Source organism: Duganella sp. (genome assembly GCF_039595735.1).
Classification (GTDB): domain Bacteria; phylum Pseudomonadota; class Gammaproteobacteria; order Burkholderiales; family Burkholderiaceae_D; genus Rugamonas.
In genome coordinates this window covers 260,197-285,306 of the sequence record NZ_JBCNLB010000001.1, presented here as the reverse complement: position 1 = coordinate 285,306, position 25,110 = coordinate 260,197, and the positions used below count along the sequence as shown (strand labels likewise).

20 protein-coding genes are annotated in these 25,110 nt (G+C 63.5%); 12 read left to right on the top strand and 8 right to left on the bottom strand.

All coding sequences use genetic code 11. The features are described 5' to 3' along the window. Window positions 1-11 precede the first annotated feature (11 nt). Genes ABDW57_RS01290 through ABDW57_RS01275 form a run of 4 tightly spaced genes read left to right on the top strand, consistent with a single transcriptional unit; the run spans window position 12 to window position 7,285 of the window. Complete coding sequence (locus ABDW57_RS01290; protein WP_343728400.1) at window positions 12-2,027, top strand: prolyl oligopeptidase family serine peptidase; 2,016 nt, start codon at window positions 12-14, stop codon at window positions 2,025-2,027. Continuing rightward, window positions 2,024-4,045, top strand: a complete 2,022-nt coding sequence (locus ABDW57_RS01285; protein ID WP_343728399.1) for a prolyl oligopeptidase family serine peptidase — start codon at window positions 2,024-2,026, stop codon at window positions 4,043-4,045. Before ABDW57_RS01290 ends, ABDW57_RS01285 begins: the two co-directional genes overlap by 4 nt. Continuing rightward, complete coding sequence (locus tag ABDW57_RS01280; RefSeq protein WP_343728398.1) at window positions 4,042-6,024, top strand: prolyl oligopeptidase family serine peptidase; 1,983 nt, start codon at window positions 4,042-4,044, stop codon at window positions 6,022-6,024. Before ABDW57_RS01285 ends, ABDW57_RS01280 begins: the two co-directional genes overlap by 4 nt. 46 nt (window positions 6,025-6,070) lie before the next feature. Continuing rightward, window positions 6,071-7,285, top strand: a complete 1,215-nt coding sequence (locus ABDW57_RS01275; RefSeq protein ID WP_343728397.1) for a 6-phosphofructokinase — start codon at window positions 6,071-6,073, stop codon at window positions 7,283-7,285. Here ABDW57_RS01275 and ABDW57_RS01270 read toward each other — a convergent pair. Further along, on the bottom strand, window positions 7,282-7,578 hold the full coding sequence (locus ABDW57_RS01270) for a HigA family addiction module antitoxin (RefSeq protein WP_343728396.1): 297 nt from the start codon (window positions 7,576-7,578) through the stop codon (window positions 7,282-7,284). The two genes, ABDW57_RS01275 and ABDW57_RS01270, sit on opposite strands and share 4 nt — an antisense overlap. Before the next feature lie 78 nt (window positions 7,579-7,656). Between ABDW57_RS01270 and ABDW57_RS01265 the strand changes: the two genes are divergently transcribed. Together ABDW57_RS01265 and ABDW57_RS01260 are read left to right on the top strand one after the other, a co-directional pair. Beyond that, the gene (locus ABDW57_RS01265; protein ID WP_343728395.1) at window positions 7,657-7,902 is read left to right on the top strand and encodes a hypothetical protein; all 246 of its coding nucleotides are present in this window, start codon (window positions 7,657-7,659) and stop codon (window positions 7,900-7,902) included. An 84-nt stretch (window positions 7,903-7,986) separates the two neighbouring features. Beyond that, the gene (locus tag ABDW57_RS01260) at window positions 7,987-8,262 is read left to right on the top strand and encodes a hypothetical protein (RefSeq protein ID WP_343728394.1); all 276 of its coding nucleotides are present in this window, start codon (window positions 7,987-7,989) and stop codon (window positions 8,260-8,262) included. A 46-nt stretch (window positions 8,263-8,308) separates the two neighbouring features. Here ABDW57_RS01260 and purM read toward each other — a convergent pair whose 3' ends face one another. Continuing rightward, window positions 8,309-9,352, bottom strand: a complete 1,044-nt coding sequence (purM, locus tag ABDW57_RS01255) for a phosphoribosylformylglycinamidine cyclo-ligase (RefSeq protein WP_343728393.1) — start codon at window positions 9,350-9,352, stop codon at window positions 8,309-8,311. Between the two features lie 151 nt (window positions 9,353-9,503). Between purM and ABDW57_RS01250 the strand changes: the two genes are divergently transcribed. The 6 genes from ABDW57_RS01250 to panB are packed head-to-tail and all read left to right on the top strand — an operon-like array spanning window position 9,504 to window position 14,847. Beyond that, window positions 9,504-10,589: an AI-2E family transporter gene (locus ABDW57_RS01250; protein ID WP_343728392.1), complete on the top strand. Its 1,086-nt coding sequence runs from the start codon at window positions 9,504-9,506 to the stop codon at window positions 10,587-10,589. A gap of 45 nt (window positions 10,590-10,634) precedes the next feature. Beyond that, entirely contained in the window at window positions 10,635-11,321 is a 687-nt protein-coding gene (gene hda / locus ABDW57_RS01245) for a DnaA regulatory inactivator Hda (protein ID WP_343728391.1), read from the top strand. Further along, window positions 11,321-11,992, top strand: a complete 672-nt coding sequence (locus ABDW57_RS01240) for an HAD family hydrolase (protein ID WP_343728390.1) — start codon at window positions 11,321-11,323, stop codon at window positions 11,990-11,992. Before hda ends, ABDW57_RS01240 begins: the two co-directional genes overlap by 1 nt. After that, window positions 11,985-13,403, top strand: coding sequence for a polynucleotide adenylyltransferase PcnB (gene pcnB, locus ABDW57_RS01235; protein WP_343728389.1), 1,419 nt, complete (start codon window positions 11,985-11,987; stop codon window positions 13,401-13,403). The genes ABDW57_RS01240 and pcnB overlap by 8 nt, the downstream gene beginning before the upstream one ends. Window positions 13,404-13,411: 8 nt before the next feature. Then, window positions 13,412-13,951 (top strand): 2-amino-4-hydroxy-6-hydroxymethyldihydropteridine diphosphokinase, encoded by a 540-nt coding sequence (folK, locus tag ABDW57_RS01230; protein ID WP_343728388.1) that lies wholly within the window; start codon window positions 13,412-13,414, stop codon window positions 13,949-13,951. Between the two features lie 17 nt (window positions 13,952-13,968). Beyond that, window positions 13,969-14,847, top strand: a complete 879-nt coding sequence (panB, locus tag ABDW57_RS01225) for a 3-methyl-2-oxobutanoate hydroxymethyltransferase (protein ID WP_343728387.1) — start codon at window positions 13,969-13,971, stop codon at window positions 14,845-14,847. Here the strand turns inward: panB and ABDW57_RS01220 are convergent. From ABDW57_RS01220 to ABDW57_RS01195, 6 genes are all read right to left on the bottom strand, one after another. Then, a complete protein-coding gene (locus tag ABDW57_RS01220) occupies window positions 14,844-18,161 on the bottom strand; it encodes an ATP-binding protein (RefSeq protein WP_343728386.1) in 3,318 nt (1,105 codons plus the stop codon). The two genes, panB and ABDW57_RS01220, sit on opposite strands and share 4 nt — an antisense overlap. Before the next feature lie 88 nt (window positions 18,162-18,249). Continuing rightward, the gene (locus ABDW57_RS01215; protein ID WP_343728385.1) at window positions 18,250-19,602 is read right to left on the bottom strand and encodes an aspartate aminotransferase family protein; all 1,353 of its coding nucleotides are present in this window, start codon (window positions 19,600-19,602) and stop codon (window positions 18,250-18,252) included. Further along, entirely contained in the window at window positions 19,599-20,936 is a 1,338-nt protein-coding gene (locus ABDW57_RS01210; RefSeq protein ID WP_343728384.1) for a glutamine synthetase family protein, read from the bottom strand. Before ABDW57_RS01210 ends, ABDW57_RS01215 begins: the two co-directional genes overlap by 4 nt. A 13-nt stretch (window positions 20,937-20,949) precedes the next feature. Beyond that, entirely contained in the window at window positions 20,950-22,245 is a 1,296-nt protein-coding gene (gene glnT / locus ABDW57_RS01205; protein WP_343728383.1) for a type III glutamate--ammonia ligase, read from the bottom strand. Continuing rightward, window positions 22,227-23,708 (bottom strand): aldehyde dehydrogenase, encoded by a 1,482-nt coding sequence (locus ABDW57_RS01200; RefSeq protein WP_343728382.1) that lies wholly within the window; start codon window positions 23,706-23,708, stop codon window positions 22,227-22,229. Before ABDW57_RS01200 ends, glnT begins: the two co-directional genes overlap by 19 nt. Before the next feature lie 12 nt (window positions 23,709-23,720). Further along, window positions 23,721-25,109 (bottom strand): aspartate aminotransferase family protein, encoded by a 1,389-nt coding sequence (locus ABDW57_RS01195; RefSeq protein WP_343728381.1) that lies wholly within the window; start codon window positions 25,107-25,109, stop codon window positions 23,721-23,723. Window position 25,110: the final 1 nt, after the last annotated feature.

Here is a 25,110-nt window from a genome sequence, read left to right as displayed (position 1 = left end):
AAGCAAGACTTATGCGCTTTCCCTCCTTCCTGCGCGCCGCCCTCCTGGCCGGCGCGGTCCTGAGCGGCCAGGCGCCGGCCGCCGACGCCGCCAGGCCGCTGCCAGCGATTGCCGACTTCTTCAATAATCCCGACTTCAGCGACGCCGAGCTCTCGCCCAGCGGCAAATACCTGGCCGTGCGGCTGGGCGGCAAGAGCAAGCGCGACATGCTGGGCGTGGTAGACCTGGACAGCAACACCGTCAAGGTGGTCGGCAATTTCTCCGACGCCGACATCGGCCGCTATGCCTGGGTCAACGACAACCGGCTGGTGTTCACCGCCACCGACAAGGATCTGGCCCAGGGCGACATGCGCTACGCCCCCGGCCTGTACGCCATCAACCGCGACGGCAGCGGCTTCCGCCAGCTGGCCATGCGCAACGGCAAACCCTTCATCACCAATGGCAGCAGCATGTCCAGCCGCGAGCTGCTGCCCTGGCACACCTATCTGCTGAACGACGATGGCGCCCAGGATTCCGACTACATCTACGTGCAGGACCGCGACATCAGCTATCCCGGCCAGCTCAACCACGTCGACCTGCTGCGCCTGAACACGGTGACCGGGCGCACCGCCGCCACCGTCAAGCGTCCCGGCGACAGCCAGTACTGGCTGCTGGACTACGACGGCGAACCGCGCCTGACCATCACCGCCGAAAAGGGCACCAGCAGCATGTACTACCTCGACCCGGCCAGCAAGGATTGGCGCAAGCTGGGCGACTACGACAGCTATACCGGCAAGGGCGCGCGCTTCCGCCCGCTGGCTTTCGGCCCGGACGGCACGCTGTACGTGACCGCGGCCTACAAGAGCGATGTGTCGGCGGTCTACACCTATAACCTGGCCAGCGGCCAGCTGTCGGACCAGCCCCTGGTCAAGCTGGACGGCTACGACTTCCGCGGCCAGCTGATCATGAGCAAGGACAAGCTGGTCGGCGTGCGCCACCTGACCGATGCCTGGAGCACCACCTGGCTCGACCCGGCCATGAAGGCCATGCAGGAAAAAGTCGATGCCATGCTGCCCAACACCATGAACCTGCTGACCCTGCCGAAGCGGCCGGCGTCGCCATGGGTGCTGGTGACGGCTTACGCCGACATCTGGCCGCGCCGCGTGATGCTGTACAACAGCGAGACCGGCAAGCTGACCATGGTGGGCGCCTCGCACCCGGCCATCGATCCCAACCAGATGGCGCGCCAGACCCTGGTGCGCTACCAGGCGCGCGATGGCCTGTCCATCCCGGCCTGGCTGACCGTGCCGCAGGGCGGCGGCAAAAACCTGCCGATGGTGGTGCTGGTGCACGGCGGCCCGTTCGTGCGCGGCGACAGCTGGGGCTGGTCGGCCGAGGCGCAATTCCTGGCTTCGCGCGGCTACGTGGTGCTGCAGCCGGAGTTCCGCGGCAGCACCGGCTTTGGCGCCAAGCACTTCATGGCCGGCTGGAAGCAATGGGGCCTGAAGATGCAGGACGATGTGGCGGACGGCACGCGCTGGGCCATCGCCCAGGGCTATGCCGACCCCAGGCGCATCTGCATTGCCGGCGCCAGCTACGGCGGCTATGCCACGCTGATGGGCCTGATCAATGATCCTGATCTGTACAAATGCGGCGTGGAATGGGCCGGCGTCACCGACATCAACCTGATGTATGACGGCACCTGGAACTTCAGCTCCGATCTGCCGGAAGGCTACAAGCAATACGGCATGCCGCAGCTGGTGGGCGACCAGGTCAAGGACGCCGAGCAGCTGAAAGCCACCTCGCCGCTGCTGCAGGCGGCCCGCATCAAGCAGCCGCTGCTGATGGCCTACGGCACCGCCGACATGCGCGTGCCGCTGCCGCACGGCACCAGGTTCTACAAAGCCATCAAGCAAACCAATCCCAACGTGGAATGGATTGAATACGAGGAAGAAGGCCACGGCTGGAAGCTGCCGAAAAACCGCATCGACTTCTGGGGCCGGGTGGAGAAATTCCTTGATAAGAACATCGGAGCAAACGCGCAATGAGATTGTCCCTTTCCCGGGCTGCCGGCCTGCTGCTGGCGGCCAGCCTGACGTCGCTGGCGGCGCGCGCCGCCGAGCCGCCGCCGGCCAGCGCCTTCTTTGAAAACAGCCGCTTCGGCGATCCCCAGCTGTCACCCAGCGGCCGCTATCTGGCCACGCGGGTTTCCATGCCGGGCGAACGCGATCGCCTGTCGGTGATCAACCTGGCCGACATGAGCGTGAAGGTGGCAGCTAGCTTTGGCGACGCCGACATTGCGTATTTCGAATGGGTCAACGATAACCGGCTGGTGTTCAACAGCACCGACCGCCGCATCAGCTACAGCGACGATCGGCTGGCGCCCGGTCTGTTTGCCGTCAACCGCGACGGCAGCGGCTTCCGCCAGCTGACCCGCACCAGCTACCGCGAAGGCGATCAGGCCGACACCGGCAGCCTGCTCAAAGACCGCATGCTGGACTGGAATCACTTCCTGCTGGGCCAGCCGGGACGGCAGGACAGCGACGAGGTCTACATCGTCCGCGATCAGTACAACGCCAGCTACACCGAGATCACCAACCACGTGCTGCTGCGCCTGAACACGGTGACCGGCCGCACGGTGACCGCCAACAGTCCCGGCCGTGCCAGCAGCTGGCTGCTGGACCAGCAGGGCGAGCCGCGTCTGGCCATCAACGACCTCGGCAAGCGCCACGAAGTCTACCTGCGCAACGGCGACACCTGGAACAAACTGCTGGACAGCGAGGCTTACGGCAGCAGCAGCTTCCACCCGGTCGGCTTCGGCCCGGACGGTACGTTGTACGTGGCGGCCCGCCGCAACAGCGACAAGACCGCGCTGTACCGCTACGACCTGGCTCGGCAGCAGACCGCCGCCGAGCCGCTGGTCGGCATGGACGATTACGACTTCCTGCCGGACATGGGCGGCGCCGACGAGGACAGCCTGGTGGTGCGCGACAACAAACTGGTCGGGGTGCGCTACAGCGCCGACGTGCAGGGCGTGGCCTGGCTGGACGCCAAGGGCAAGGCCTTGCAGGACAAGGTCGACCAATTGCTGCCCGGCCTGGTCAACCTGATCACCCTGCCGCGCCGGCCGGAAGTGCCGTGGGTGCTGGTGACCAGCTATTCCGACGTGCAGCCGCTGGTCTACCTGATCTACAACACCGACACCGGCAAGCTGGCCAAGATCGGCGGCAACCACCAGGCGATCCGTCCCGAGCAGATGGGACGGCAGGAGCTGGTACGCTACAAGGCACGCGACGGCCTCAACATCCCGACGCTGATCACCTACCCGCGCGGCGCAGCCAAAAAGAATCTGCCGCTGGTGCTGCTGGTGCACGGCGGCCCATATGTACACGGCAGCGACTGGGGCTGGAACGCCGACGCCCAGTTCCTGGCCTCGCGCGGCTACATGGTGATGGAGCCGGCCTACCGCGGCAGCACCGGCTATGGCTGGCGGCATTTCCACAGCGGCTGGAAGCAATGGGGCTTGAAGATGCAGGATGACATTGCCGACGGCGCGCGCTGGGCCATCGCCCAGGGGCTGGCCGACGGCAAGCGTGTCTGCATCGCCGGCGCCAGCTATGGCGGCTACGCCACCCTGATGGGGCTGGTGAACGATCCCGAGCTGTACAAATGCGGCGTCAACTGGGCCGGCGTCACCGACATCAAGCTGATGTACACCGGCGCCTGGAGCGCCGTCTCCGACCTCAGCGACCGCTGGAAAGCGCTGGGCATGCCCTTGCTGGTGGGCGACCTGCAAAAAGACGCCGCCCAGCTGGACGCCACCTCGCCCCTGGTGCAGGCGGCCCGCATCAGGCAACCGCTGCTGATGGCCTACGGCGGCGACGACCGCCGCGTGCCGCTCTACCACGGCGAGAAATTCCTGGCCGCAGTCAAGGCGGTCAACCCGAATGTGGAGTGGATCGTGTACGAAAAAGAAGGCCACGGCTGGCGCCTGCCGGAAAACCGCATCGATTTCTGGACCCGTGTTGAGAAATTCCTGGACAAGCAGATTGGAGCAGCACGTTGATCATTTCCCGCACCCTGCTGGCAGCCCTGCTGCTGGCGACGGCAGCGCAAGTCCAGGCCGCGCCGCCGCCGATTGCCGCCTTCTTCAATAACTCCGCCTTCAACGGCGCCATGCTGTCGCCGGACGGGCGCTACCTGGCCGCCTTCATTGGCGCCAACGACAAACGCGACGGCCTGGCCGTGGTCGAGCTGGACACCCTGAAAGCCACCATGGTGGCGCAGTTTTCCGACACCGACATCGGCCAGGCCCAATGGGTCAACAACGACCGCCTGATGTTCAGCACCATGGACAAGGCCAAGGGCCGGCGCGACCAGCGCTATGCGCCCGGCCTGTACGTGGTCAACCGCGACGGCAAGCAATACCGCCAACTGGCGCTGCGCCGCGACGAATTCCTGCGCAGCAGCGACGACAACCGCGAGCTGCTGCCTTGGCACACCTATATGCTGGACCAGGTTGGCGCGCAGGACAGCGATTATGTCTACGTCACCGACGCCGGCTTCAGCGGCGGCGGCGTGGTCGAAGCGGAAGACTTGCTGCGTCTGAATACGCGCAACGGCGGCTCCAGCCCGGTCGACCATCCGGGTACCGCGCGCAGCTGGCTGCTGGACCAGAACGGCGAGCCGCGCCTGCTGCAGACGCTGGACAAGAATGTCGCCAGCCTGCGCTACCTCGACCCGGCCACCCGGCAATGGCGCACCCTGCTGACCTACGATGGCTATACCGGCGAAGGCAGCGATTTCCATCCGCTGGCCTTCGGTCCGGACGGCGCGCTGTACGTGGTCAGCAGCGAAGGCCGCGACAAGAGCGCCCTGTTCCGCTATGACCTGCAGCACAACAAGCTGGCGCCCCAGCACCTGGTGGAGCTGGACGGCTTCGACTTCCGTGGCGAACTCATCATCAGCAAGCAGCGCCTGCTCGGTGTGCGCATCCATGCCGACGCCGAGGGCACGGCGTGGTTTGATCCCGGCATGAAGGCACTGCAGGCGCAGATCGACGCCCGCCTGCCCGGCGTGATCAACCTCATCACGCCGCCGGTGCGGCCGGAAACCGCCTGGGTGCTGGTGGAATCGTACTCCGACCGGCAGCCGCGCCGCTTCCTGATCTACAACACCGACACCCAGCGCCTGAGCGAGGTGGGCCGCATGGCGCCGCAGATCAAGGCCGCCGACATGGGCCCGCGCGAGCTGGTCTATTACAAGGCGCGCGACGGCCGCCAGATCCCGGCCTGGCTGACGCTGCCGCCGCAGGGCGCGCCAAAAAACCTGCCGCTGGTGGTGCTGGTGCACGGCGGCCCGTGGGTGCGCGGCGGCAGCTGGAACTGGAACGCCGAGGCGCAATTCCTGGCCACGCGCGGGTATGCCGTGCTGGAGCCGGAGTTCCGCGGCAGCACCGGCTATGGCAAGGACCACTTCTACGCCGGCTGGAAGCAATGGGGCCTGGCCATGCAGGACGACATCGCGGACGGCACGCGCTGGGCGGTGGCGCAAGGCTATGCCGACGGCAAACGGGTGTGCCTGGCCGGCGCCAGCTACGGCGGCTACGCCACGCTGATGGGCCTGATCAAGGACCCCGAGCTGTACAAGTGCGGCGTGGAATGGGTCGGCGTCACCGACATCCACCTGATGTACGACGGCGGCTGGTTCTACAGTTCCGACCTGTCGAGCGGCTGGAAGCAGTACGGCATGCCGCACCTGATCGGCGATCCAGTCAAGGACGCGGCGCAGCTGCAAGCCACCTCGCCGCTGGTGCAGGCGGCCCGCCTCAAGCAGCCGCTGCTGATGGCCTACGGCGGCGCCGACATGCGGGTGCCGATCAACCACGGCCTCAAGTTCCGCGACGCCGTCACCCGGGCTGGCAACGCCAACGTCGAATGGGTCGAGTACAACGAAGAAGGCCATGGCTGGTCGCTGCCGCACAACCGCATCGATTTCTGGGGCCGGGTCGAGCGCTTCCTCGACAAGAATATCGGCAAGCCCTGAAGTTCGCGCTATAGTGGGCGCTTCACTTCACCTGGGAGGAGCGAACATGTCGTCGGGAAAAATCTTGGTGGCACAGGGAGGCGGGCCGACCGCCGTCATCAACCAGTCGCTGGCCGGCGTGGTGCTGGAGGCGCGCCGCTTCCGCGACGTCACGCGGGTGTATGGGGCGCTGCACGGCGTGCGCGGCATCGTCAACGAGGAACTGGTCGACCTCACCCGCGAGACCAGCCACAACCTCGAACTGGTGGCGGCCACGCCCTCCTCCGCGCTCGGCTCCACCCGCGACAAGCCGGACCAAGCGTATTGCCAGGAGATCTTCAAAGTCCTGCAGGCGCACCAGATCGAGCAGTTCTACTACATCGGCGGCAACGATTCGTCCGACACCGTGCGCATCGTCAGCGAGCAGGCGCAGGCGGCCAACTACGCGCTGCGCTGCATGCACATCCCGAAGACCATCGACAACGACCTGGTCGGCAACGACCACACGCCGGGCTTTCCGTCGGCGGCGCGCTTTGTGGCGCAGGCATTTGCCGGTGCCAATCTGGACAATGCCGCGCTGCCGGGCGTGTACGTGGGCGTGGTGATGGGCCGCCACGCCGGCTTCCTGACCGCCGCCGCCGCGCTTGGCAAGAAATTCCCCGACGACGGCCCGCACCTGATCTACCTGCCCGAGCGCGTGTTTTCGCTGGAGCGGTTCCTGGCTGATGTGAAAGCGGTGTACGAGCGCTACGGCCGCTGCGTGATCGCCGTGTCCGAAGGCATCCACGATGCCAGCGGCGAAGCAATCGCCACCCTGCTGGCGAAAGAAGTCGAGCGCGACGCGCACGGCAACGTGCAGCTGTCCGGCACCGGCGCCCTGGCCGACCTGCTGTGCGACGAAATCAAAGCCAGGCTCGGCATCAAGCGCGTGCGCGGCGATACGTTCGGCTATCTGCAGCGCTCCTTCATCGGCTGCGTGTCGGACGTCGATCAGCGCGAGGCGCGCGAGGTGGGCGAGAAAGCGGTGCAATTCGCCATGTGGGGCGGGCGCGACGGCTCGGTGGCGATCAAGCGCACCGGCTTCTACTCGGTCGACTACGAACTGCTGCCACTGAGCGCGGTGGCCGGCAAAACGCGCGTGATGGAGGACGAATTCATCACCGCCAGCGGCACCGACGTGACGGATGCCTTCCGCATGTACCTGCGTCCCCTGCTCGGCTCCGGCCTGCCGGACGCCTTCCGCCTGCGCCCGGCGCCGGTGGAAAAAATCCTCAAGCGCTAAACCGCATTCTCGCGGGCCGGAAACACAAAAGGTCGCACCGTAGCGGGATCGACCTTTTTTCTTGCCTGCTTCAAACTGTAAGCATTCTGCAAAGCCAGCCAAGATTCTGCTGAACGGCCAAGAGCCAGTTCAAACCGCACAGCCATCTCCGCCGTCAATTCAACCTCTGCCGCGAGCAATCCATCGATAACCTGCTCAGACAACCCCAATCGCTCCGCCAATTCTGCTGAACTAAGTTTATAAGGTTCGACGTAGGACAGAGATAGATATTCGCCAGGGTGCATAGTGATCATGGTTCCTCCTAGGAGGTAGCGGTCATGCTTCATCGTAGGAGCAAACACCCACGCCCGTCAACGATTCAGGACAATGTCATGAGTTTCCAAAGCAGGGATATCATGCACAAAGGTATGCGACGCTTTTGGCAATACGGAGGTAGCGACAAGCGCGGTATTTCTATCTCTTGGGGCAAACAATTGAACGGGCAGAAGCACCGATATAGCATTGAAGTCGATGCTAACTGGCGCGTCACATTTGATTGTGCAGAGCCAGACACCGGCATCATCACCGCCATCGATCTGGAAGACCTACATCGTCCTGGCGGCGCCCACAGGCATTAAGATTTTACCGGGCTTTACAGCGGCTTGACCGCAGCTAACAGTTGCACGCAAGATAATGGCGGTCCATTGTTATCGGGAGTTTTCATGAAGTTGATTAAGCACTGGATGTTGTGTGCGGCGCTGGCCGCCGGCACGCTGGGCGCATCGGCGCAGAACAATCCACCGCCGCCACCGGATGGCCAGCCGCCTGGTCCGCCGCCGGAAGCCATCGCTGCCTGCAAGGGCAAGGCCGAAGGCGCCAAGGTCGAATTCAAGGGTCGCCGCGGCGAAACCGTCAAAGGCACCTGCAAGAAAATGCGCGACCTGATCGTCGCCGTGCCGGAAGGCGGCAGGCCACCACCGCCACCTGATCGCAAATAAAAAAAGCGGACCATCAAGGTCCGCTTTTTCATTCAGCCGTCGCCAATTACACCACGATGGTCTGGTGCTCGTCACCCACGCGGGCGCGGATTTTACCGATGGTGTAGACGGTTTCGCCGGCCGCTTCCAGCTGGGCCTTGGCCGCGGCCGCGTTGTCGGCCGAGACGATCACCGTCATGCCGATGCCGCAGTTGAACACGCGGTGCATCTCGGCGTCGGCCACGCCGCCGTGCTGCTGCAGCCACTGGAACAGCGGCGGCAGGGTCCACGACTTGGCATCCAGTTCGGCCACCAGGCCAGGCTGCAGCACGCGTGGAATGTTCTCGACCAGGCCGCCGCCGGTGATGTGCACCATGCCTTTGACTTCGATCGATTCCATCAGCGCCAGCAGCGGCTTGACGTAGATGCGGGTCGGCGCCATCAGCACGTCGGCCAGCGGACGGCCGTGGAAGTCGCCCTGCAGGTCCGGCTTGGACACTTCAATGATCTTGCGCACCAGCGAGTAACCGTTCGAGTGCACGCCCGACGAGGCCAGGCCCAGGATCACATCGCCCGGCGCAATCCTGGTGCCGTCGATGATTTTCGATTTTTCCACCGCGCCCACCGCGAAACCGGCCAGGTCGTACTCGCCGTCCGGGTACATCGATGGCATTTCGGCGGTTTCGCCGCCGATCAGCGCGCAGCCGGCCTGCTCGCAACCCTGGGCGATGCCCTTGATCACGTTCGAGGCGGTGGCCACGTCCAGCTTGCCGCAGGCGAAGTAGTCGAGGAAGAACAGCGGCTCGGCGCCCTGCACCAGGATGTCGTTCACGCTCATCGCCACCAGGTCGATGCCGACGGTGTCGTGGCGGTTCAGCTCAAACGCCAGCTTCAGCTTGGTGCCCACGCCGTCCGTGCCGGACACCAGCACCGGCTCCTTGTACTTTTTGCTGATCTCGAACATCGCACCGAAACCGCCCAAGCCGGCCAGCACGCCTTCGCGCATGGTGCGCTTGGCGTACGGCTTGATTGCTTCGACTAAGGCATCACCCGCGTCGATATCGACGCCGGCGTCACGGTAGGACAGGGAAACATTAGTAGTTTGGCTCATGGTGTATTTCGCAGCGGAGGCGGTAAAATAGAAGGCGGAGACCGATTTCGTGACAAAAACGCACGAAAATGTGCAATAAAACCCGGTCAATCCGCTATTTTATCAAAATTGCCCCGTCCAACCGCCTTTTTAACCATCAAATACATCCCCCATGCCATTTCCCCTCACGCTAGAGCAAAAGCAAACGGCATTCTGGTTGGCGGTATGGGCTGCATTCTTTTTCCTGCTGGTGACGCTGGGGCCGGTGCTGACGCCCTTCCTGGCCGCCGCCATCTTTGCCTACGCCCTCAATCCCGGCGTTGACCGCCTCGACCGCATCCGCTTCGGCCGCCGCCTGAGCATGCCGCGCGCGCTGTCGGTGCTGATCGTGGTGACGCTGTTCTTTGCCGCCATCACGGCGCTGGTGCTGATCGTGGTGCCGGTGCTGCAGAAGGAAATCCCGCTGCTGCAGGCCCAGATCCCGGCTTTCCTGGCCAAGACCAACGACCTGCTGGCGCCCAGGTTGCGCGACCTCGGCCTGAACGTACGCCTGGACAGCGCCGGCATCAAGCAGTTGGCCAGCGACCAGCTGGCCGCCTCCGGCGACGCCATCTGGGCCGCCGTGCTGAATTCCGCCCGCGTCGGCGGCACCGCCGTTTTGGGCTGGCTGGCCACCGTGGTACTGGTGCCGGTGGTGCTGTTCTACCTGCTGCTGGACTGGCACGCCATGCTGGCGCGCATTGCCGGCTGCGTGCCGCGCCGCTATATCGAAGCCACCATGGGCATGGCCAACGAGGTCGACACCCTGCTGGCCCAGTACCTGCGCGGCCAGTTGTTGGTGATGGTGGTGCTGGCGATCTACTACTCGGTGGCGCTGGCCATCGCCGGCTTTGACGTCGCCCTGCCGGTCGGCATCCTGACCGGCCTGCTGGTGTTCATCCCCTACCTCGGCTTCGGCCTGGGGCTGGTGCTGGCGCTGATTTCGGCCGTGCTGCAATTTACCGATTTCAGCGGCCTGATCGCGGTGGCCGTGATCTACGGCTTCGGCCAGGTGCTGGAAGGCTTCTTCCTGACCCCGCGCCTGGTCGGGGAGCGGATCGGCCTCAATCCGCTGGCCGTGATTTTCGCGCTGCTGGCGTTTGGCCAGCTGTTCGGCTTTGTCGGCGTGCTGCTGGCCCTGCCCGCGTCGGCAGTGCTGATGGTGGCCTTTAAACACCTGCGCCGCCACTATCTGAGCAGCAGCTTTTATAATGCATGATGTGAAACACCAAAACGTTATGCAAAAGACCACAAGGCGAACGCCATGAAACAACTGGTGCTCGATTTAGGCGCGGAACCCACGCACAGCCTCGCATCGTTCGAGGTAGGACAGAATGCCGAAGCGGCAGCGCTGATGCAGCAGTTCGCCAGCCGCACGTCGCGCGAGCACTTCGCCTACCTGTGGGGCGCGGTCGGCGTCGGCAAATCGCACTTGCTCAAGGCGCTGGCCAGCGCCGGCAGCGAGGAAGACCAGCTGCGCGCGCGCTATATCTCGCCGTTCTCGATCGAGTCGGAATTCGTGTATTCGCCGGAGGTGGACCTGTACCTGCTGGACGACTGCGAAAAGCTGTCGCCGGTGGCGCAGATCGACGCCTTCGCCCTGTTCAATGAAATCCGCGCCAACAACGCCTTCATGGTCTGCAGCGGCAACGTGGCGCCGGCCGTGCTGCCGGTGCGCGAAGACCTGCGCACGCGCATGGGCTGGGGCCTGATCTACCAGATCCACGGCCTGACCGACGACGAAAAGAGCGCCGCCCTGGCGGCAGCGGCGGCGGCGCGCGGCTTGACGCTGTCGGCCGGCGTGATACCCTACTTGCTGTCTCACTTCCAGCGCGACATGCGGTCGCTGTCGACCATCCTCGATTCGCTGGACCAGTATTCCCTTGAAACCCAACGCCCGATCACTCTGCCGCTGCTGCGCGAGTGGCTGCAGGCGGAAGCGAAAGAATAATGAAACTCGCCCTTTTTGACCTCGACCACACCCTGCTGCCGATCGACTCCGACTTCGAGTGGGGCCAGTTTTTAGTGCGCATCGGCGCCGTCGACGCCGCCGAATTTGACCGCCGCAACCGCGAGTTCTTCGCCCAATACCAGGCCGGCACGCTCGATCCGGTAGAATACCTGGAGTTCGCGCTGGGCACCCTGGCCGGCTTCCCGCGCGCGCGGCTGGAGGAGATGCAGGCCCAGTACATGGCCGAAGTGATCGCGCCGGCCCTGCGGCCCTCGGCGCGCGCCCTGCTGCAAAAGCACCTGGACGCCGGCGACCTGGTGGCCATCGTCACCGCCACCAACCACTTCGTGACCGCGCCGATCGCCAGGGCGCTGGGCGTGGAACACCTGATCGCGGCCATGCCGGAAGTCGATGCCGAGGGCAACCTGACCGGCAAGCTGCTGGGCACCCCGACCCAGGGCGCGGGCAAAATCGTCCACACCAAGGCGTGGCTGGAAAAAATGGGCAAAAAGCTGGAGGACTTTGAGAGCGTCCACTTCTACAGCGATTCGCACAACGATTTGCCGCTGATGTCGATCGTCAGCCATCCGGTGGCGACCAACCCCAATGAAAAACTGAAAACGCACGCCGCCGCCAACGGCTGGCCATTAATTGAGCTGTTCAATGATTAAGAAACTGATCCGCAAAATCCTCGGCACCAAGAGTAAAGCGGCCCGCGACGCAAACACGCCGGTGGTGCTGGGGCCAGAAGCCCACGGCATCGACCCGCGCCTGCTGTCGAACAATGCCATCCGCGTCACCAGCACGCTGCAGGAAGCGGGCTACGAAGCCTTTGTGGTGGGCGGCGCGGTGCGCGACCTGCTGCTGGGTGTGAAGCCGAAAGACTTCGACATCGCCACCAACGCCACCCCGGAGCAGGTCAAGCGCCTGTTCCGCCGCGCCTTCATCATCGGCAAGCGCTTCCAGATCGTGCACGTCATGTTCGGCAACGACCTGCTGGAAGTGACCACCTTCCGCGGCACCACCTCGGCCAACGCGCCGAAGGATGAACATGGCCGCGTTTTGCGCGACAACACCTTCGGTTCACAGGCGGAAGACGCGGAGCGCCGCGACTTCACCATCAACGCCATGTACTACAACCCGGCCAACCAGCAGGTGCTGGACTACCACGGCGGCATCGAGGACATCCGCGCGCAAACGCTGCGCATCATCGGCAAGCCGGAAGAACGCTACCGCGAAGACCCGGTGCGCATGCTGCGCGTGGTGCGCTTTGCCGCCAAGCTGAAATTCTCCATCGAGCCGGAAACCGGCGCGCCGATCAAGGTCATGGCGCCGCTGATCAACAACGTGCCGGCCGCGCGCGTGTTCGATGAAATGCTCAAGCTCCTGATGAGCGGCCACGCGCTGGCCTGCCTGCAGCAACTGCGCAAGGAAGGCCTGCATCACGGCCTGCTGCCGCTGCTGGACGTGGTGCTGGAGCAGCCGATGGGCTTCAAGTTCGTGACCCTGGCGCTGGATTCGACCGACGCCCGCATCCATGCCGGCAAGACCGTGTCGCCGGGCTTCCTGTTTGCCTCGCTGCTGTGGCATCAGGTGCTGGAAAAGTGGGAAGCCTACCGCGCGGCCGGCGAGCAGACCATTCCGGCGCTGCACCTGGCGGCCGACGACGTGCTCGATTCGCAGACCGAGAAACTGGCCTTGCAGCGCAAGATCGGTTCCGACATGCGCGACATCTGGGCCATGCAGCCGCGCTTCGAGCGCCGCACCGGCAAGGCGCCGCACAAGCTGCTGGAACACCAGCGCTTCCGCGCCGGCTATGACTTCCTGCTGCTGCGCTGCGCCTCGGGCGAGATCGACGCCGAAATCGGCGAATGGTGGACCGCCTTCTACGAAAGCGACGAGGCATCGCGCGAAGATCTGATTTCGTCGGCCAGCCAGCCATCGGGCGGCGGCAGCGGCGGCGCCGGCGGGGCCAAGCGCAAGCGCGGTCCGCGCCGTGGCGGCCGTAATCGCGGCGGCCGTGGCGAAAGCGGCAGCGACAACGCCGCGCCAGCACCGGCGCATGACGGCGGCGGCGACTGAGTTTCACCATGAGCACCACCATCAACGCGGGCCTCGCGCCCGCGACGCCGCAGGACGATAAGGCGCCCTTTGCCTTCACCATCGCCTACATCGGCATCGGCGCCAATCTGGGCGACGCGCGCGCCAACGTGCTGGACGCGCTGGACCGCCTGCAGCGCCAGCCCGGCTGCACTTTGATGGCGGCCTCCAGCCTGTATCGCACCGCACCGATCGACTCCAGCGGCGACGATTACATCAACGCCGTGGCCCGCATCGCCACCACGCTGGACGCCGAAGCGCTGCTGCGTGCGCTGCAAGAAATTGAACAGGCGCACGGCCGCGAACGGCCCTACCGCAACGCGCCGCGCACGCTGGATCTCGATCTGCTAATGTATGGCGACGCCACCATCAACAGCCCCACGCTGACCGTGCCGCACCCGCGCATGACCAAGCGTGCGTTCGTGCTGGTGCCGCTGCTGGAACTGGCGCCATCGATTCACATCCCCGGCCACGGAGCGGCGGCGCAATATGCCGCCGGCGTGGCCGACCAGGGCATCAGCCCGATTTAATCAGTAAAGGATTTACCATGTCTGGATACCTGCAAGGCAACGAACTGGCCGCGAGCCAAAAGCCCGCCGACGCCAACGCACCTGCACCGGCCAAACCGGTCGTATCGAAAGCTGTCACCGTCAACACCCTGGCCACGCTGCGCAACGCCGGCGAGAAGATCACCATGCTGACCTGCTACGACGCCAGCTTCGCGTCGCTGATGGACCGCTGCGGCGTCGAAATCCTGCTGATCGGTGATTCGCTGGGCATGGTCTGCGCCGGCCATCAATCGACGCTGCCGGTCACCATGACCGACATCGTCTACCACACCGCCTCCGTGGCGCGCGGCACCAAGAACGCCATGATCGTGGCCGACCTGCCATTCGGCGCCTACGGCACGCCGGAGACCGCGTACGCCAACGCCGTGCTGGCGATGCAGGCCGGCGCGCACATGGTCAAGATCGAAGGCGGCGCGTGGCTGGCCGACACCATCAAATTCCTGACCGAGCGCGGCGTGCCAGTGTGCGCCCACCTCGGCCTGACGCCGCAATCGGTGCACCAGCTGGGCGGCTACAAAGTGCAAGGAAAAACCACTGAGAGCGCCGATCTGCTGAAAGCCGACGCGCTGAAGATCCAGGCCGCCGGCGCCTCGATCGTGGTGCTGGAGGCGATTCCTTCGGCGCTGGGCAAGGAAGTGACCGAACTGCTGTCGATTCCAACCATCGGCATCGGCGCGGGTCCGGACTGCTCGGGCCAGGTATTGGTGATGCACGACCTGCTGGGCGTGTTCCCGGGCCGCAAAGCGCGCTTCGTGAAAAACTTCATGGAAGGCCAGACCAGCATCGACGCCGCCATCACCGCCTACGTCACCGCCGTCAAGGACGGCAGCTTCCCGGCGCTGGAACACTGCTTCTAAATCGTATCGGCGGGTGCGGCCGCGCCGATACCCGCCAAAAATTCCGCCGGGCTGCGGGAGGGCAGTCTGGCGTAAGCGGCGCCAAAGTATGGTTGTCCGCGCCATACCTCTGCTGCGCCGACCATGTAGAAGTATTGCTGAGCCCTGGTGAGCGCCACATTGAGCAAGTTCGGTTTGGATGCCGCCCACGTTGCCGATCCCGTATGCTCGGCATCGACACCCAGCACCATCAGCACCAGCGCCTCTTCCTTGCCCTGAAACGTATGCACCGTGCCGATACGGGACTTACACCATTGCCGGACTACCGACCTGGCTGGCGGTTTTCCCGGCCAATCCAATTCAGCGATACGTTTTCTCAGCGCATTGCGCACTGCCTTGAAGGGCGATATCACATACAGCGCAGGCAACGCACCATCCAACTCATACAGTTTCAAGAGGAGTGCGGCCACAAAGTCGATTTGTTCCGGCACCTCTTGCTTGAAAGCGGTTTTGCCACTCACCTCAATCCACGCGCTGTCACCCATCGGGATCTTGGGCTGCGGCGGCTTACGGCGGACCATCTCGATCACCATTTTGCCATCGTAAGCAATCGTATTCGCCAGCGAAAACATCGGATCGGCACAGCGCCGGTGAACCCGCAAAGGACTGCCAATCCACAGAGCGTCGCCTCCGCTTTGCGGCATCGCCGTGCCATAACGATTGGCGGCATCGGCAAGACGCTGAACCGATACCTTATCCGGTGCATAAGCCTCTCCCGCGGTATGCGGGGACTGCGCAGACAAAGCCCGGATCAACGATTGCGGCACAGTAAACACCGGTTCGATCTGCCGGGGATCGCCCACCACGATGGCGCGGCGTGCGCGCCATAAGCCGCCGACTGCGGCCTGCGGCACCGCCTGCCCAGCCTCGTCGATAAACAACCAGCCTATCGATTCGGCCTTCATGCCGCTAAACTGGCGCGCCATGGAGGCAAAAGTCGTCGATACCACCGGTACCACCATGAACAGGCTTTGCCATATCATGGGAATGCAGGCTTCGTCATCAGGTCGCTGGTTGGTCAACAACAGCGAAAGCGCAAACATATTCCCGCCAAAGCCTCCTCCTTTGCCGACCTCGGCCAACCAGGCCTCATGCAGGGCCAGCGCGGCGGCGAACAGTTGGGAGCGCAAGTGGGCCAGCGCTTCGTCATGCCACAGCCCAGCGATCTGGACACTGTCCTGCTCCAGTGCGTCCAAAGAGGCGGGCAAATCAAATGCATATTGTGTGCGGAGCTGAGCCAGTTGATCCTGCCCATCCTGCCACACTTGCCGCCGCCGTTGCCAGGCGACGCGTGCCGCCTCCACGGCTGCTGGCTGACGCTCCAGCAGCAACGCAGCCTGATGCAGGGCTGCCCTGGCAGCGCTCACCTGCCGCAGCAGTTCACGCTGGGCGCTGGTATTCGTCCTGCACTCTTCCTGATGGCGCCTGGTCAGCGCAGGCTTCAACCAGCGCTCCCACCAAACCGGGCGCTGCAGTGCCAGCAAGCGTTCTTCCTCGCGTAAATCGGCCTGCTCCTGCTGCAGATCGCTGAACGCGGCGCATGCCAACGCGTGCTCACGCGCCGCTACGTCAGCCTGCGCCTGCGCCGAAGTCAACGCCGCAAGTTCAGGCCTGCAAAACTCGTCAGCTTCCACCCCTTGATATTGCTGCCACAAGGTCGCGTATTCCGCCAATGCTTTGCCGGCGCGCTCCACCTCAGTTGCCAGCGCATTGTAAGTTGCAGCCGCCTGCGCAAAACCAGGGCCACTGTAAGTCTCCAGCCATTCGCGGATATTCTGGCAATCCGGACGAGGGGCTACTTTTTCATTCCAGTTGTTGTGATAAAACTTGGAAACAAAGCGACGGCGGTTAATGCTGTTGCCCAGCGCGCAGGAGATTAATCCCCACGGCTCCACCTCCGCATCCGGGTGAAAATATCCGTCTTCATCTTCTGCGGCCAGACGATATGCTACCGATTTCAGATAGGCAGTCTTCTGCCATTCCTGTCCCAAGGACTTCAATTTCGGCAAGTCGCGTGAGATGTTTTCCACCGCCGCATTGTTGGACGAAGCCACCACCATTTCAAAGCCGGTTAACTCAGGCCGAAGCCTGCTGACCCAAGCATACTTGCCATTCTTAAAATCGACTTTGCACTTGCCGGAAAACGCATCGGCAGCAGTAGGAAGACCTGCCAAAACAGCCGCCCGGCGTACAATATTGTCAGCAAAGATTTCTCGCAACAGCGTTGTCTTGCCCGTGCCTGGCGGCCCATTGACAGCGAACAGGCCGCCTTCGCGTACACTTTCGAGCCCCGTGTTGATGGCAAACTGCTGCATCAGGCTCATGCTGTGCGATGCCTGGCTCAGCCAATGCCCACGGTTGTAGCGTGCTGGATGCAGATGCTGCAACAATGCCCGTCGGCCGTCCCGGGTATAAACATCAATACGTTGATCCTGTACCAGCGGGGTCAGGTAAGAAGCCAATATCGGCACCTCGCCAGAGCGCAAAGCGCTCATCGCCCGTTCAATATCCTCGATATAAAAACTGTTGAGAATATCGATATCCATCTCAGTTGCTTCGTCGTCTTCCTCCGCTAGCTGCTGGTCGAGGCTTTTTTCCTGCTTGTCCTCTTTCTTTTTCTGGCTAGTCCGAACTTCCAGCAACAGCGGCTGTCCCGAGACCGGCGTAAAGCCCGCCCACCCCTCAAATAAGGTCAAGAGCTGCTGAATCTCAAGCCCGGTCAGCGGCGCCACTGCCGGTGCCCCGGGCCTGGCCGTCTTGCCGGGTGCTCGCCGCGTACGGAAATCCTCCAGCAAGTCCTTCAAGTCGAATTTCGCGTCTTCAAAAGCTGCGGAGGTAAGACTGTCGATACCATGCGCCAGAACACGCCCGAGCGCCCACGGCACCGTCGATACCGACACCGGTTCGAAATTTGGCTCTCCATCCGCGTTAAGATCGAGTCGGGCGAAACAACTGCGTCCCTCCATCGCCCCCCGTTCCTCATCCTCATCATTGCTTCCGGTTGAGGGCAAGACCCGCTTGCAGACATCTGCGATCTCGCTGCTATCAAACAACCCCACATATAAGCGGAAGCCGCTGATCTTGCGGTGTTCGGGAATGTCGAATTGTTGCTGATAATTTGCCGGCCAGGTTGCCAGTTGTTCCGGCCAGATCCAGCGCAGCTTCCATACGTCCTCTACTTCAGTGACTTGATCTAAATCAAAGGGAATGAAAAATTCAATCTTATGCCAGTAATCAAGAATATCGAGTAATCGTTGCTGTGATGCCTGAACCATGGTGCTCTCTGAATGTCGTAGCAATGACGGGAACCATTACGCCGCCACGGGAAACTGAGTATCTCAGCGTGGTCAGTTCCGGTCAACTCTATAGCAATAGCTGAAGACAGGTATCAAAGGTAGCAAGCAAGTTATGCAGATCGCTCTGAGCAGTATCGGGGCAGACCAGCAGCATGTTGTGGAAGGGTGTGATGAGCAGGCCGCGGTTGAGCAGGTAAAGATGGATGGCCTGCTCCAGTTCACTGTCCATTACGGCCTGCGCTTCTGAGCCGTTGCGCGGAGCGGTTGGGGTGAACTGGAATTCGGTGCGCGCACCGATTTGGGTGACGCACCATGGCAACTGGTGGCGTGCGATGATGTCGCGCAGGCCATCTGCCAGTTGGGCTGCCAGCGCAAACATGTGCTGGTAGGCCTGCTCCGTCATCACTTCCTCAAGATTCGCGCGCATCGCGGCGATGGCGAACATATTCGCGCTGAGCGTGGTGCCGATGCCGGAATGTCCCGGCGGTGCGCTGCGTTTGGCCTGCTCCACGCGGCGCGCTACTGCTTCCGTAAAACCGTACACCGCGCAGGGAATGCCGCCGCCGACAGGTTTGCCGATCACCAGCGCATCCGGCTGCAGGCCGTGCGCGCGGGCGTAGCCCCCTGGGCCGCTGCTGATGGTGTGGGTTTCGTCGATCACCAATAGCGTGCCATGCTGTCTGATGAGCTGCTGCGCGGCGTCCCAGAAGCCCGGCTGCGGCAGCACCATGCCAACGTTGGTCATCACCGGCTCGGCCAGCACGCAGGCGATGTCGCCCTGCTTTAACGCGGCCTCCAATGCCGACAGATCGTTGAACTCCACCACCACCGTGTGATCCGTCAGTGTATATACCTGTCCAAGCAGGCTGTCGCGCTGCGTCGGCACGCCATCGACCAGATCGACAAACACGTCATCCACCGTGCCGTGATAGCAGCCGTTGAACACCAACACCTTGCTGCGCCCTGTCGCGGCGCGCAGCCAGCGCAACACGAAGCGGTTAGCGTCCGAAGCCGATAGCGCGAACTGCCAGCACGGCAAACCGAAACGCCGCGATAACTCCGCCGCCACCGGGCCGACATCTTCCGACGGCAGCATGGCGGTGTAGCCACGCGCGGATTGACGGGCGATGGCTTGCGCCACCGGCAGCGGCGCGTGGCCGAACATGGCGCCGGTGTCGCCCAGGCAGAAGTCGATGTACTCGTGACCATCCGCATCGCGGAAGCGCGCGCCGGAGGCTTCACGCACAGTCAGCGGGAATGGCGTCGACCAGTCATTCATCCAGTGCATCGGCACGCCAAACAGCAGATGCTGCGCGGCCTCTCCCGCCAGCCGCGCGGACTCCGGATTGCGCGCAATGTAGCTGGCGCGTTCGATGGCGACCAGCGCCTGCACGCGCTGCCAGTTCAGCCCCGCTCTCATACGAGCAGCATCAGATGCTCGCGCTCCCACGAGCTGATGACACGGCTGTAGGTGGCGAATTCCAGCTCCTTCACCTCACAGAACGCTTGCACGAACAACTCGCCCAGAATATCGCTCAGCGGCTTGCACTCGCGCAGGCGCTGGATAGCGTCTTCCAGATTGCGCGGCAGCTGATCGTGCACATGTTCCGCGCTGTCCGACGTCGGCGCGGAGGGCTTGAGGCCTTGCGTCATGCCGAGATAGCCGCAAGCCAGCGTGGCCGCCATCGCCAGGTAGGGATTCACGTCCACGCCCGGCACGCGGTTCTCCACGCGGCGATTGACCGGCGTGGAGTTGGGGATACGGATGCCGCAGGTGCGGTTGTCATAGCCCCAATGCACATTGGTCGGCGCCGACATGAAGCGCGACAGGCGGCGATAGGAATTCACATGTGGCGCAAACAGCAGCATCGCCGGTGCGATGTACTTTTCCAGCCCCGCGATGTAGTTGAAGAACAAGTCGCTGGCATCGCCATCCTTGCGCGTGAAGATGTTCTCGCCAGTGGCGGTATCCAGCACGCTCTGGTGAATGTGCATCGCGCTTCCCGGTTCGGTCTCCATCGGCTTGGCCATGAAAGTGGCGAAGATGCCGTGCCTTAAGGCCGTCTCGCGCACGGCGCGCTTGAACAGGAATACGCGGTCCGCCAGCTCCAGCGCCTCGCCATGGGTGAAGTTGATTTCCATCTGGCCCGCGCCGGCTTCGTGGATCAGCGTTTCGACGCCGAGATCGTGCTGCTTGCAGAACGCCGACAACTCAAGGAAGAAGGGATCAAAGTCGTTCACCGCGTCGATCGAGTAAGACTGCCGGCCGGACTCGGTCTTGCCGCTGCGTCCCAGCGGCGGCGCCAGCGGCTCGTGCGGATTGCTGCTGCGGGCCACGAGGTAGAACTCCATCTCCGGCGCCACCACCGGCTGCCAGCCGCGATCTTCGTACAAGCGCAGCACCTGGCGCAGTACGGCGCGCGGCGACAGGCCGACCGGCGAGCCGTCAAAGTTCTGGCAATCGTGGATCACCAACGCCACATTCTCCGCCGCCCATGGTACCTGGCGCAGCGTGGCGATATCCGGCACGCAGATCATGTCCGGATCAGTCGCGCCAACATAAGGCGTGTTGTTGGGCTGTTCGCCGTTGACGGTGTTGAGCAGCACGCTCTTGGGCAAGCGCATCTGGCCCTCGTTCAGGAACAGGTCCTTGGGCAGGATCTTGCCGCGCGCGATGCCGGTCATGTCCGCGATGACGCATTCCACCTCGTGGATATTACGCTCGCGTAGAAAATCCTTCATGGCCTGACTCATCGCGGTCTCCTGCTTAGAAACGGTTCAGATAGCGCGCGGTTTCCCACGCGCTGACGTGTTGGCTGTATTCGATCCACTCGGCGCTTTTCAGCGCGGCGAATTCGTGAACGATGTTTGCACCCAGCGATTCGGCCAGAATGGCGTCGGCACGCAGCGCCTCCGCCGCCGCCCCCAGATTCTGCGGCAGCAGCCGCAACCCAAGTGCGGCGCGCTGCTCATCGCGCATTTCGTAGACGTCCTGATTGACCGGCGCGCCGGGATCGAGCTGCCGGTCGATGCCATCCAGTCCCGCCGCGATCACGCCCGCCAGTGCGAGGTAGGGATTGGCAGCACTGTCAGGCAAGCGCCACTCGATCCGCTGGTGCACGGTACGCGCCACCACCGTGCGGTTGTTGTCGCCATGGCCGATGAAAGCCGGCGCCCAGCTGGTGCCGGACAGCGACTGGCCGCACATCAGGCGCTTGTACGAATTCACGGTCGGCGCGCACAATGCCGTCAACGCCGGCGCGTGGTGCAGCAGACCGGCCAGGAAGTGGTTTATTGGCGCGGCCACCTCGTTGCCGTTGTCGTCCGCCAGCGAGAGATGGAAATGCAAGCCGCTGCCCGGCCGGTCCGCGAACGGCTTGGGCATCATCGAGAACAGCATGCCCTCTTCTTCCGCGATGTGGTGCGCAGCCATTTTGAACAGCATGAAATTGTCTGCGGCGCGCAGCGCATCCGCGTAGTGATAGTTCACTTCAAACTGGCCGGCCGCGTCCTCATGGTCGATCTGGTAGACACCCAGGCCGCATTCGTTGAGGGAGGTGGTCAGCTTGTCGAGGAAGGAGCGGCGGCGCAGCAGGCTTTTGGTATCGTAGGAGGGTTTTTCCAGCGCGTCGCCGGATTCGGCATCGTAGCCGTCCGAACCTTTTTGCAGCAGGAAGAACTCCGGCTCCAGGCCGGCGTTCAGCGTCCAGCCGCGCGCCGCCAGACGCGCGACCTGCTTGCGCAACACCTGACGCGGGCAAGCGTCGAACGGCTCGCCGGCGACATGGCCATCCAGCACCACGCGGGCATAGCCGGGCAGCCATGGCATGGGCTGCAAGGTGGTCAGATCGGCACGGCCATAGTATTCCGAGCGCGGACCGTTGCGCGGCAGGCCGGTGCCCCAGATCGACGGTCCGGAAAAGCCCGCACCCGGCGAGACGATGTCGCCAAGGTGCGCCAGCGGCACCAGCTTGCCCTTGGCGGCGCCGTGAATGTCGGTGAACTGGGCAAACACATAGCGTATGCCTTGCGCCCGCAGCTCGTCTAGCCGATCTGTATCCATGTCGTTTTCAATTCCGTGTATTTATCGAACGCGTGCAGCGACTTGTCGCGGCCATTGCCGGACTGCTTGTAGCCGCCGAACGGCACGGTGATGTCGTCGCCGTCGTACTGGTTGACGTGCACCGTGCCGGCCCGCAGCGCGCGCGATGTCTGAATCGCCTTGCTCAGGTCCGCCGTCCACACGGCCGCGTGCAGGCCGTAATGCGTGGCGTTGGCCTGCCGTACCGCTTCCTGCACATCGGTAAAGCTCAGCATCGACAGCACCGGACCAAAGATCTCTTCGCGCGCGATGGTCATGCTGCTGTCCACCTGATCAAACAGTGTCGGCTCGACGTAATAGCCGCCGGTCTCCATGCGCGCCTGCTTGCCGCCGGCCAGCAGGCGTGCGCCGTCGGCATGGCCGGATTCGATGTAGCCCATCACCGTCTTCAACTGGGTGGCATCGACAATGGCACCCATGACGGTGTTCTCGTCCAGCGGATCGCCGGGCGCGTAGGCCGGCACCTTCGCCAGCGCTTTTTCGATGAAGCGGTCCTTGATTGACGCCTCCACGAACAGGCGCGAAGGTGCATTGCAGCTCTCGCCCTGGTTGAAGAAGATGGAACCGATCGCCGCCTCCACCGCCGCATCCAGATCCGGACAGTCCGCGCACACGATGTTGGCCGACTTGCCGCCCAACTCCGTCCATGCCCGCTTGAGATTCGACTGTCCCGCCATCTGCATGATCTGCTTGCCAACACGCGTCGAACCGGTGAAACCGATGCAGTCCACGTCCATGTGCAGCGCCAGCGCCGCACCCGCTTCCGCGCCAAATCCCGGCAGCACATTGAACACGCCAGGCGGCACGCCCGCTTCCAGCGCAATCTCCGCCAGCCGCAGCGCCGTCAGCGGCGATTTCTCGGATGGCTTGAGCACCACGCTATTCCCCGCCGCCAGCGCCGGTGCGATCTTCCAGGCCGCCATCAGCATCGGATAATTCCACGGTACGATGGCCGCCACCACGCCCACCGGTTCGCGTGTGATCAGCGCCAGGCTGCTGGCTGGCGTCGGCGCGATTTCATCATAGATCTTGTCGATCGCCTCGCCGTACCAGCGGATGCAGTTGGCGGCGCCGCCCACGTCCACAGTCTGGCTGTATTTGATCGGCTTGCCCATGTCCAGCGTCTCCAGCAGCGCCAGCTCCTGGCCATACTTCTGCATCAGATCCGCAAACTTGATCAGCACGCGCTTGCGCTGCGCCGGCGACTTGGCGGCCCAGCGGCGATCCTCGAATGCCGTGCGGGCGACGGCGACAGCGATATCCACGTCTGCGCCATCGCAGCGCGCCACCATGCCCAGCTTGCGCCCGTCGATGGGCGACAGGTTCTCAAACTGCTGTTCCGATTTGGCCCACACCCGCTCACCGCCGATGAAGGCGCGGCCGTCCGCTTGCAGCGCGGCGGCTTTCTCATGCCATGTCGTCATAATCGTCTCTCCTTACAGCCAGCCGCGTTCCTTCACATCGGCGTAGGTCAGATCAAGGCAGTGGCGGATCAGCGCCAGCATTTCGTCGATCTGCGCCGTGGTCAGCACCAGCGGTGGCGCGATGATCATGCGGTCGCCCACAGCGCGCATGATCATGCCGTTGTTGAACATATAGCCGCGGCACACCATGCCGACAGCCAGCGATTCGTCGAACGCCACATTCTCATGCACGGTGGCGCCCTTGCTGCGCACCAGATTCAGCCCGGCCACAAAGCCGCAGCTGTTGGCGTAGCCGACCAGCGGGTGGTCCGCCAGTTCGGCAAAGCGCTTTTTCAGATAAGGCCCGGTTTCCTGCGCCACGCGCTCGATCAGCTTTTCTTCTTCAATGATGCGGATGTTTTCCAGCGCCGCCGCACACGCCACCGGATGGCCGGAATAAGTGAAGCCATGATTGAATTCGCCGCCCTGCTCGATCAGCACCTTGGCCACGCGGTCGCCCACCAGCACGCCCCCCAGCGGCACATATCCCGAGGTCACGCCCTTGGCAAACGTAATCAGATCCGGCTTGATGCCAAACAGCTCGGATGCGAACCAGCGGCCCACGCGGCCGAAGCCGCAGATCACTTCATCGGCAATCAGCAGAATGCCGTATTTGTCGCAAATGCGCTGGATCTCCGGCCAATAGGTGGAAGGCGGAATAATCACGCCGCCGGCGCCCTGTATCGGCTCTCCGATAAAGGCCGCCACTTTCTCCGGCCCGACTTCCAGGATTTTCTTCTCCAGCCAGGAAGCGGCCTCGATGCCGAATGCTTCTTCCGTCATACCCTGCCCGGACTCCAGATAGTTCGGCTGACCGATATGCACAATGCCCGGTATCGGCAGGCCGCCCTGTTCGTGCATGCCCGACATGCCGCCCAGCGACGCGCCGGCCATGGTGCTGCCGTGGTAGGCGTTGTGGCGGCTGATGATGGTGTGACGGTCCTTGTAACCCAACACATCCCAATAGCGGCGCACCATGCGCACATTGGTGTCGTTGCCCTCCGAGCCGGAGCCGGTGAAGTAGACGTGGTTAAACTGCGGCGGCGAAATCTGCACCAGCCTGGCTGCAAGCTGCACCGCCGGCACATTGGTGGTGTTGAAGAAGCTGTTATAGAACGGCAGCGTCTCCATCTGCTGGTACACCGCTTCCGAGATGCTGGTGCGGCCGTAGCCCACGTTCACGCACCACAGGCCGGACATGCCATCGATGATTTTCTTGCCGTCCGAGTCCCACAGATAAATGCCCTCGCCGCGCACCATCACGCGCGCGCCCTTCTCGCCCAGCGCCTTGTGGTCGGTGAACGGATGCATGTAGTGCGCGGTGTCCAGCTTCTGGATCGCGTTGGTATCGTAGTTGCTCATG

Coding starts and splice junctions, on each gene's coding strand:
- ABDW57_RS01250 (WP_343728392.1), top strand. CDS start 9,504: ATGCCATTTCCCCTCACGCTAGAGCAAAAGCAAACGGCATTCTGGTTG.
- ABDW57_RS01260 (WP_343728394.1), top strand. CDS start 7,987: ATGAAGTTGATTAAGCACTGGATGTTGTGTGCGGCGCTGGCCGCCGGC.
- ABDW57_RS01215 (WP_343728385.1), bottom strand. CDS start 19,602: ATGAGAGCGGGGCTGAACTGGCAGCGCGTGCAGGCGCTGGTCGCCATC.
- ABDW57_RS01195 (WP_343728381.1), bottom strand. CDS start 25,109: ATGAGCAACTACGATACCAACGCGATCCAGAAGCTGGACACCGCGCAC.
- ABDW57_RS01220 (WP_343728386.1), bottom strand. CDS start 18,161: ATGGTTCAGGCATCACAGCAACGATTACTCGATATTCTTGATTACTGG.
- folK (WP_343728388.1), top strand. CDS start 13,412: ATGAGCACCACCATCAACGCGGGCCTCGCGCCCGCGACGCCGCAGGAC.
- ABDW57_RS01240 (WP_343728390.1), top strand. CDS start 11,321: ATGAAACTCGCCCTTTTTGACCTCGACCACACCCTGCTGCCGATCGAC.
- purM (WP_343728393.1), bottom strand. CDS start 9,352: ATGAGCCAAACTACTAATGTTTCCCTGTCCTACCGTGACGCCGGCGTC.
- ABDW57_RS01265 (WP_343728395.1), top strand. CDS start 7,657: ATGAGTTTCCAAAGCAGGGATATCATGCACAAAGGTATGCGACGCTTT.
- ABDW57_RS01210 (WP_343728384.1), bottom strand. CDS start 20,936: ATGAGTCAGGCCATGAAGGATTTTCTACGCGAGCGTAATATCCACGAG.
- ABDW57_RS01275 (WP_343728397.1), top strand. CDS start 6,071: ATGTCGTCGGGAAAAATCTTGGTGGCACAGGGAGGCGGGCCGACCGCC.
- ABDW57_RS01200 (WP_343728382.1), bottom strand. CDS start 23,708: ATGACGACATGGCATGAGAAAGCCGCCGCGCTGCAAGCGGACGGCCGC.
- hda (WP_343728391.1), top strand. CDS start 10,635: ATGAAACAACTGGTGCTCGATTTAGGCGCGGAACCCACGCACAGCCTC.
- ABDW57_RS01270 (WP_343728396.1), bottom strand. CDS start 7,578: ATGATCACTATGCACCCTGGCGAATATCTATCTCTGTCCTACGTCGAA.
- glnT (WP_343728383.1), bottom strand. CDS start 22,245: ATGGATACAGATCGGCTAGACGAGCTGCGGGCGCAAGGCATACGCTAT.
- ABDW57_RS01285 (WP_343728399.1), top strand. CDS start 2,024: ATGAGATTGTCCCTTTCCCGGGCTGCCGGCCTGCTGCTGGCGGCCAGC.
- panB (WP_343728387.1), top strand. CDS start 13,969: ATGTCTGGATACCTGCAAGGCAACGAACTGGCCGCGAGCCAAAAGCCC.
- pcnB (WP_343728389.1), top strand. CDS start 11,985: ATGATTAAGAAACTGATCCGCAAAATCCTCGGCACCAAGAGTAAAGCG.
- ABDW57_RS01290 (WP_343728400.1), top strand. CDS start 12: ATGCGCTTTCCCTCCTTCCTGCGCGCCGCCCTCCTGGCCGGCGCGGTC.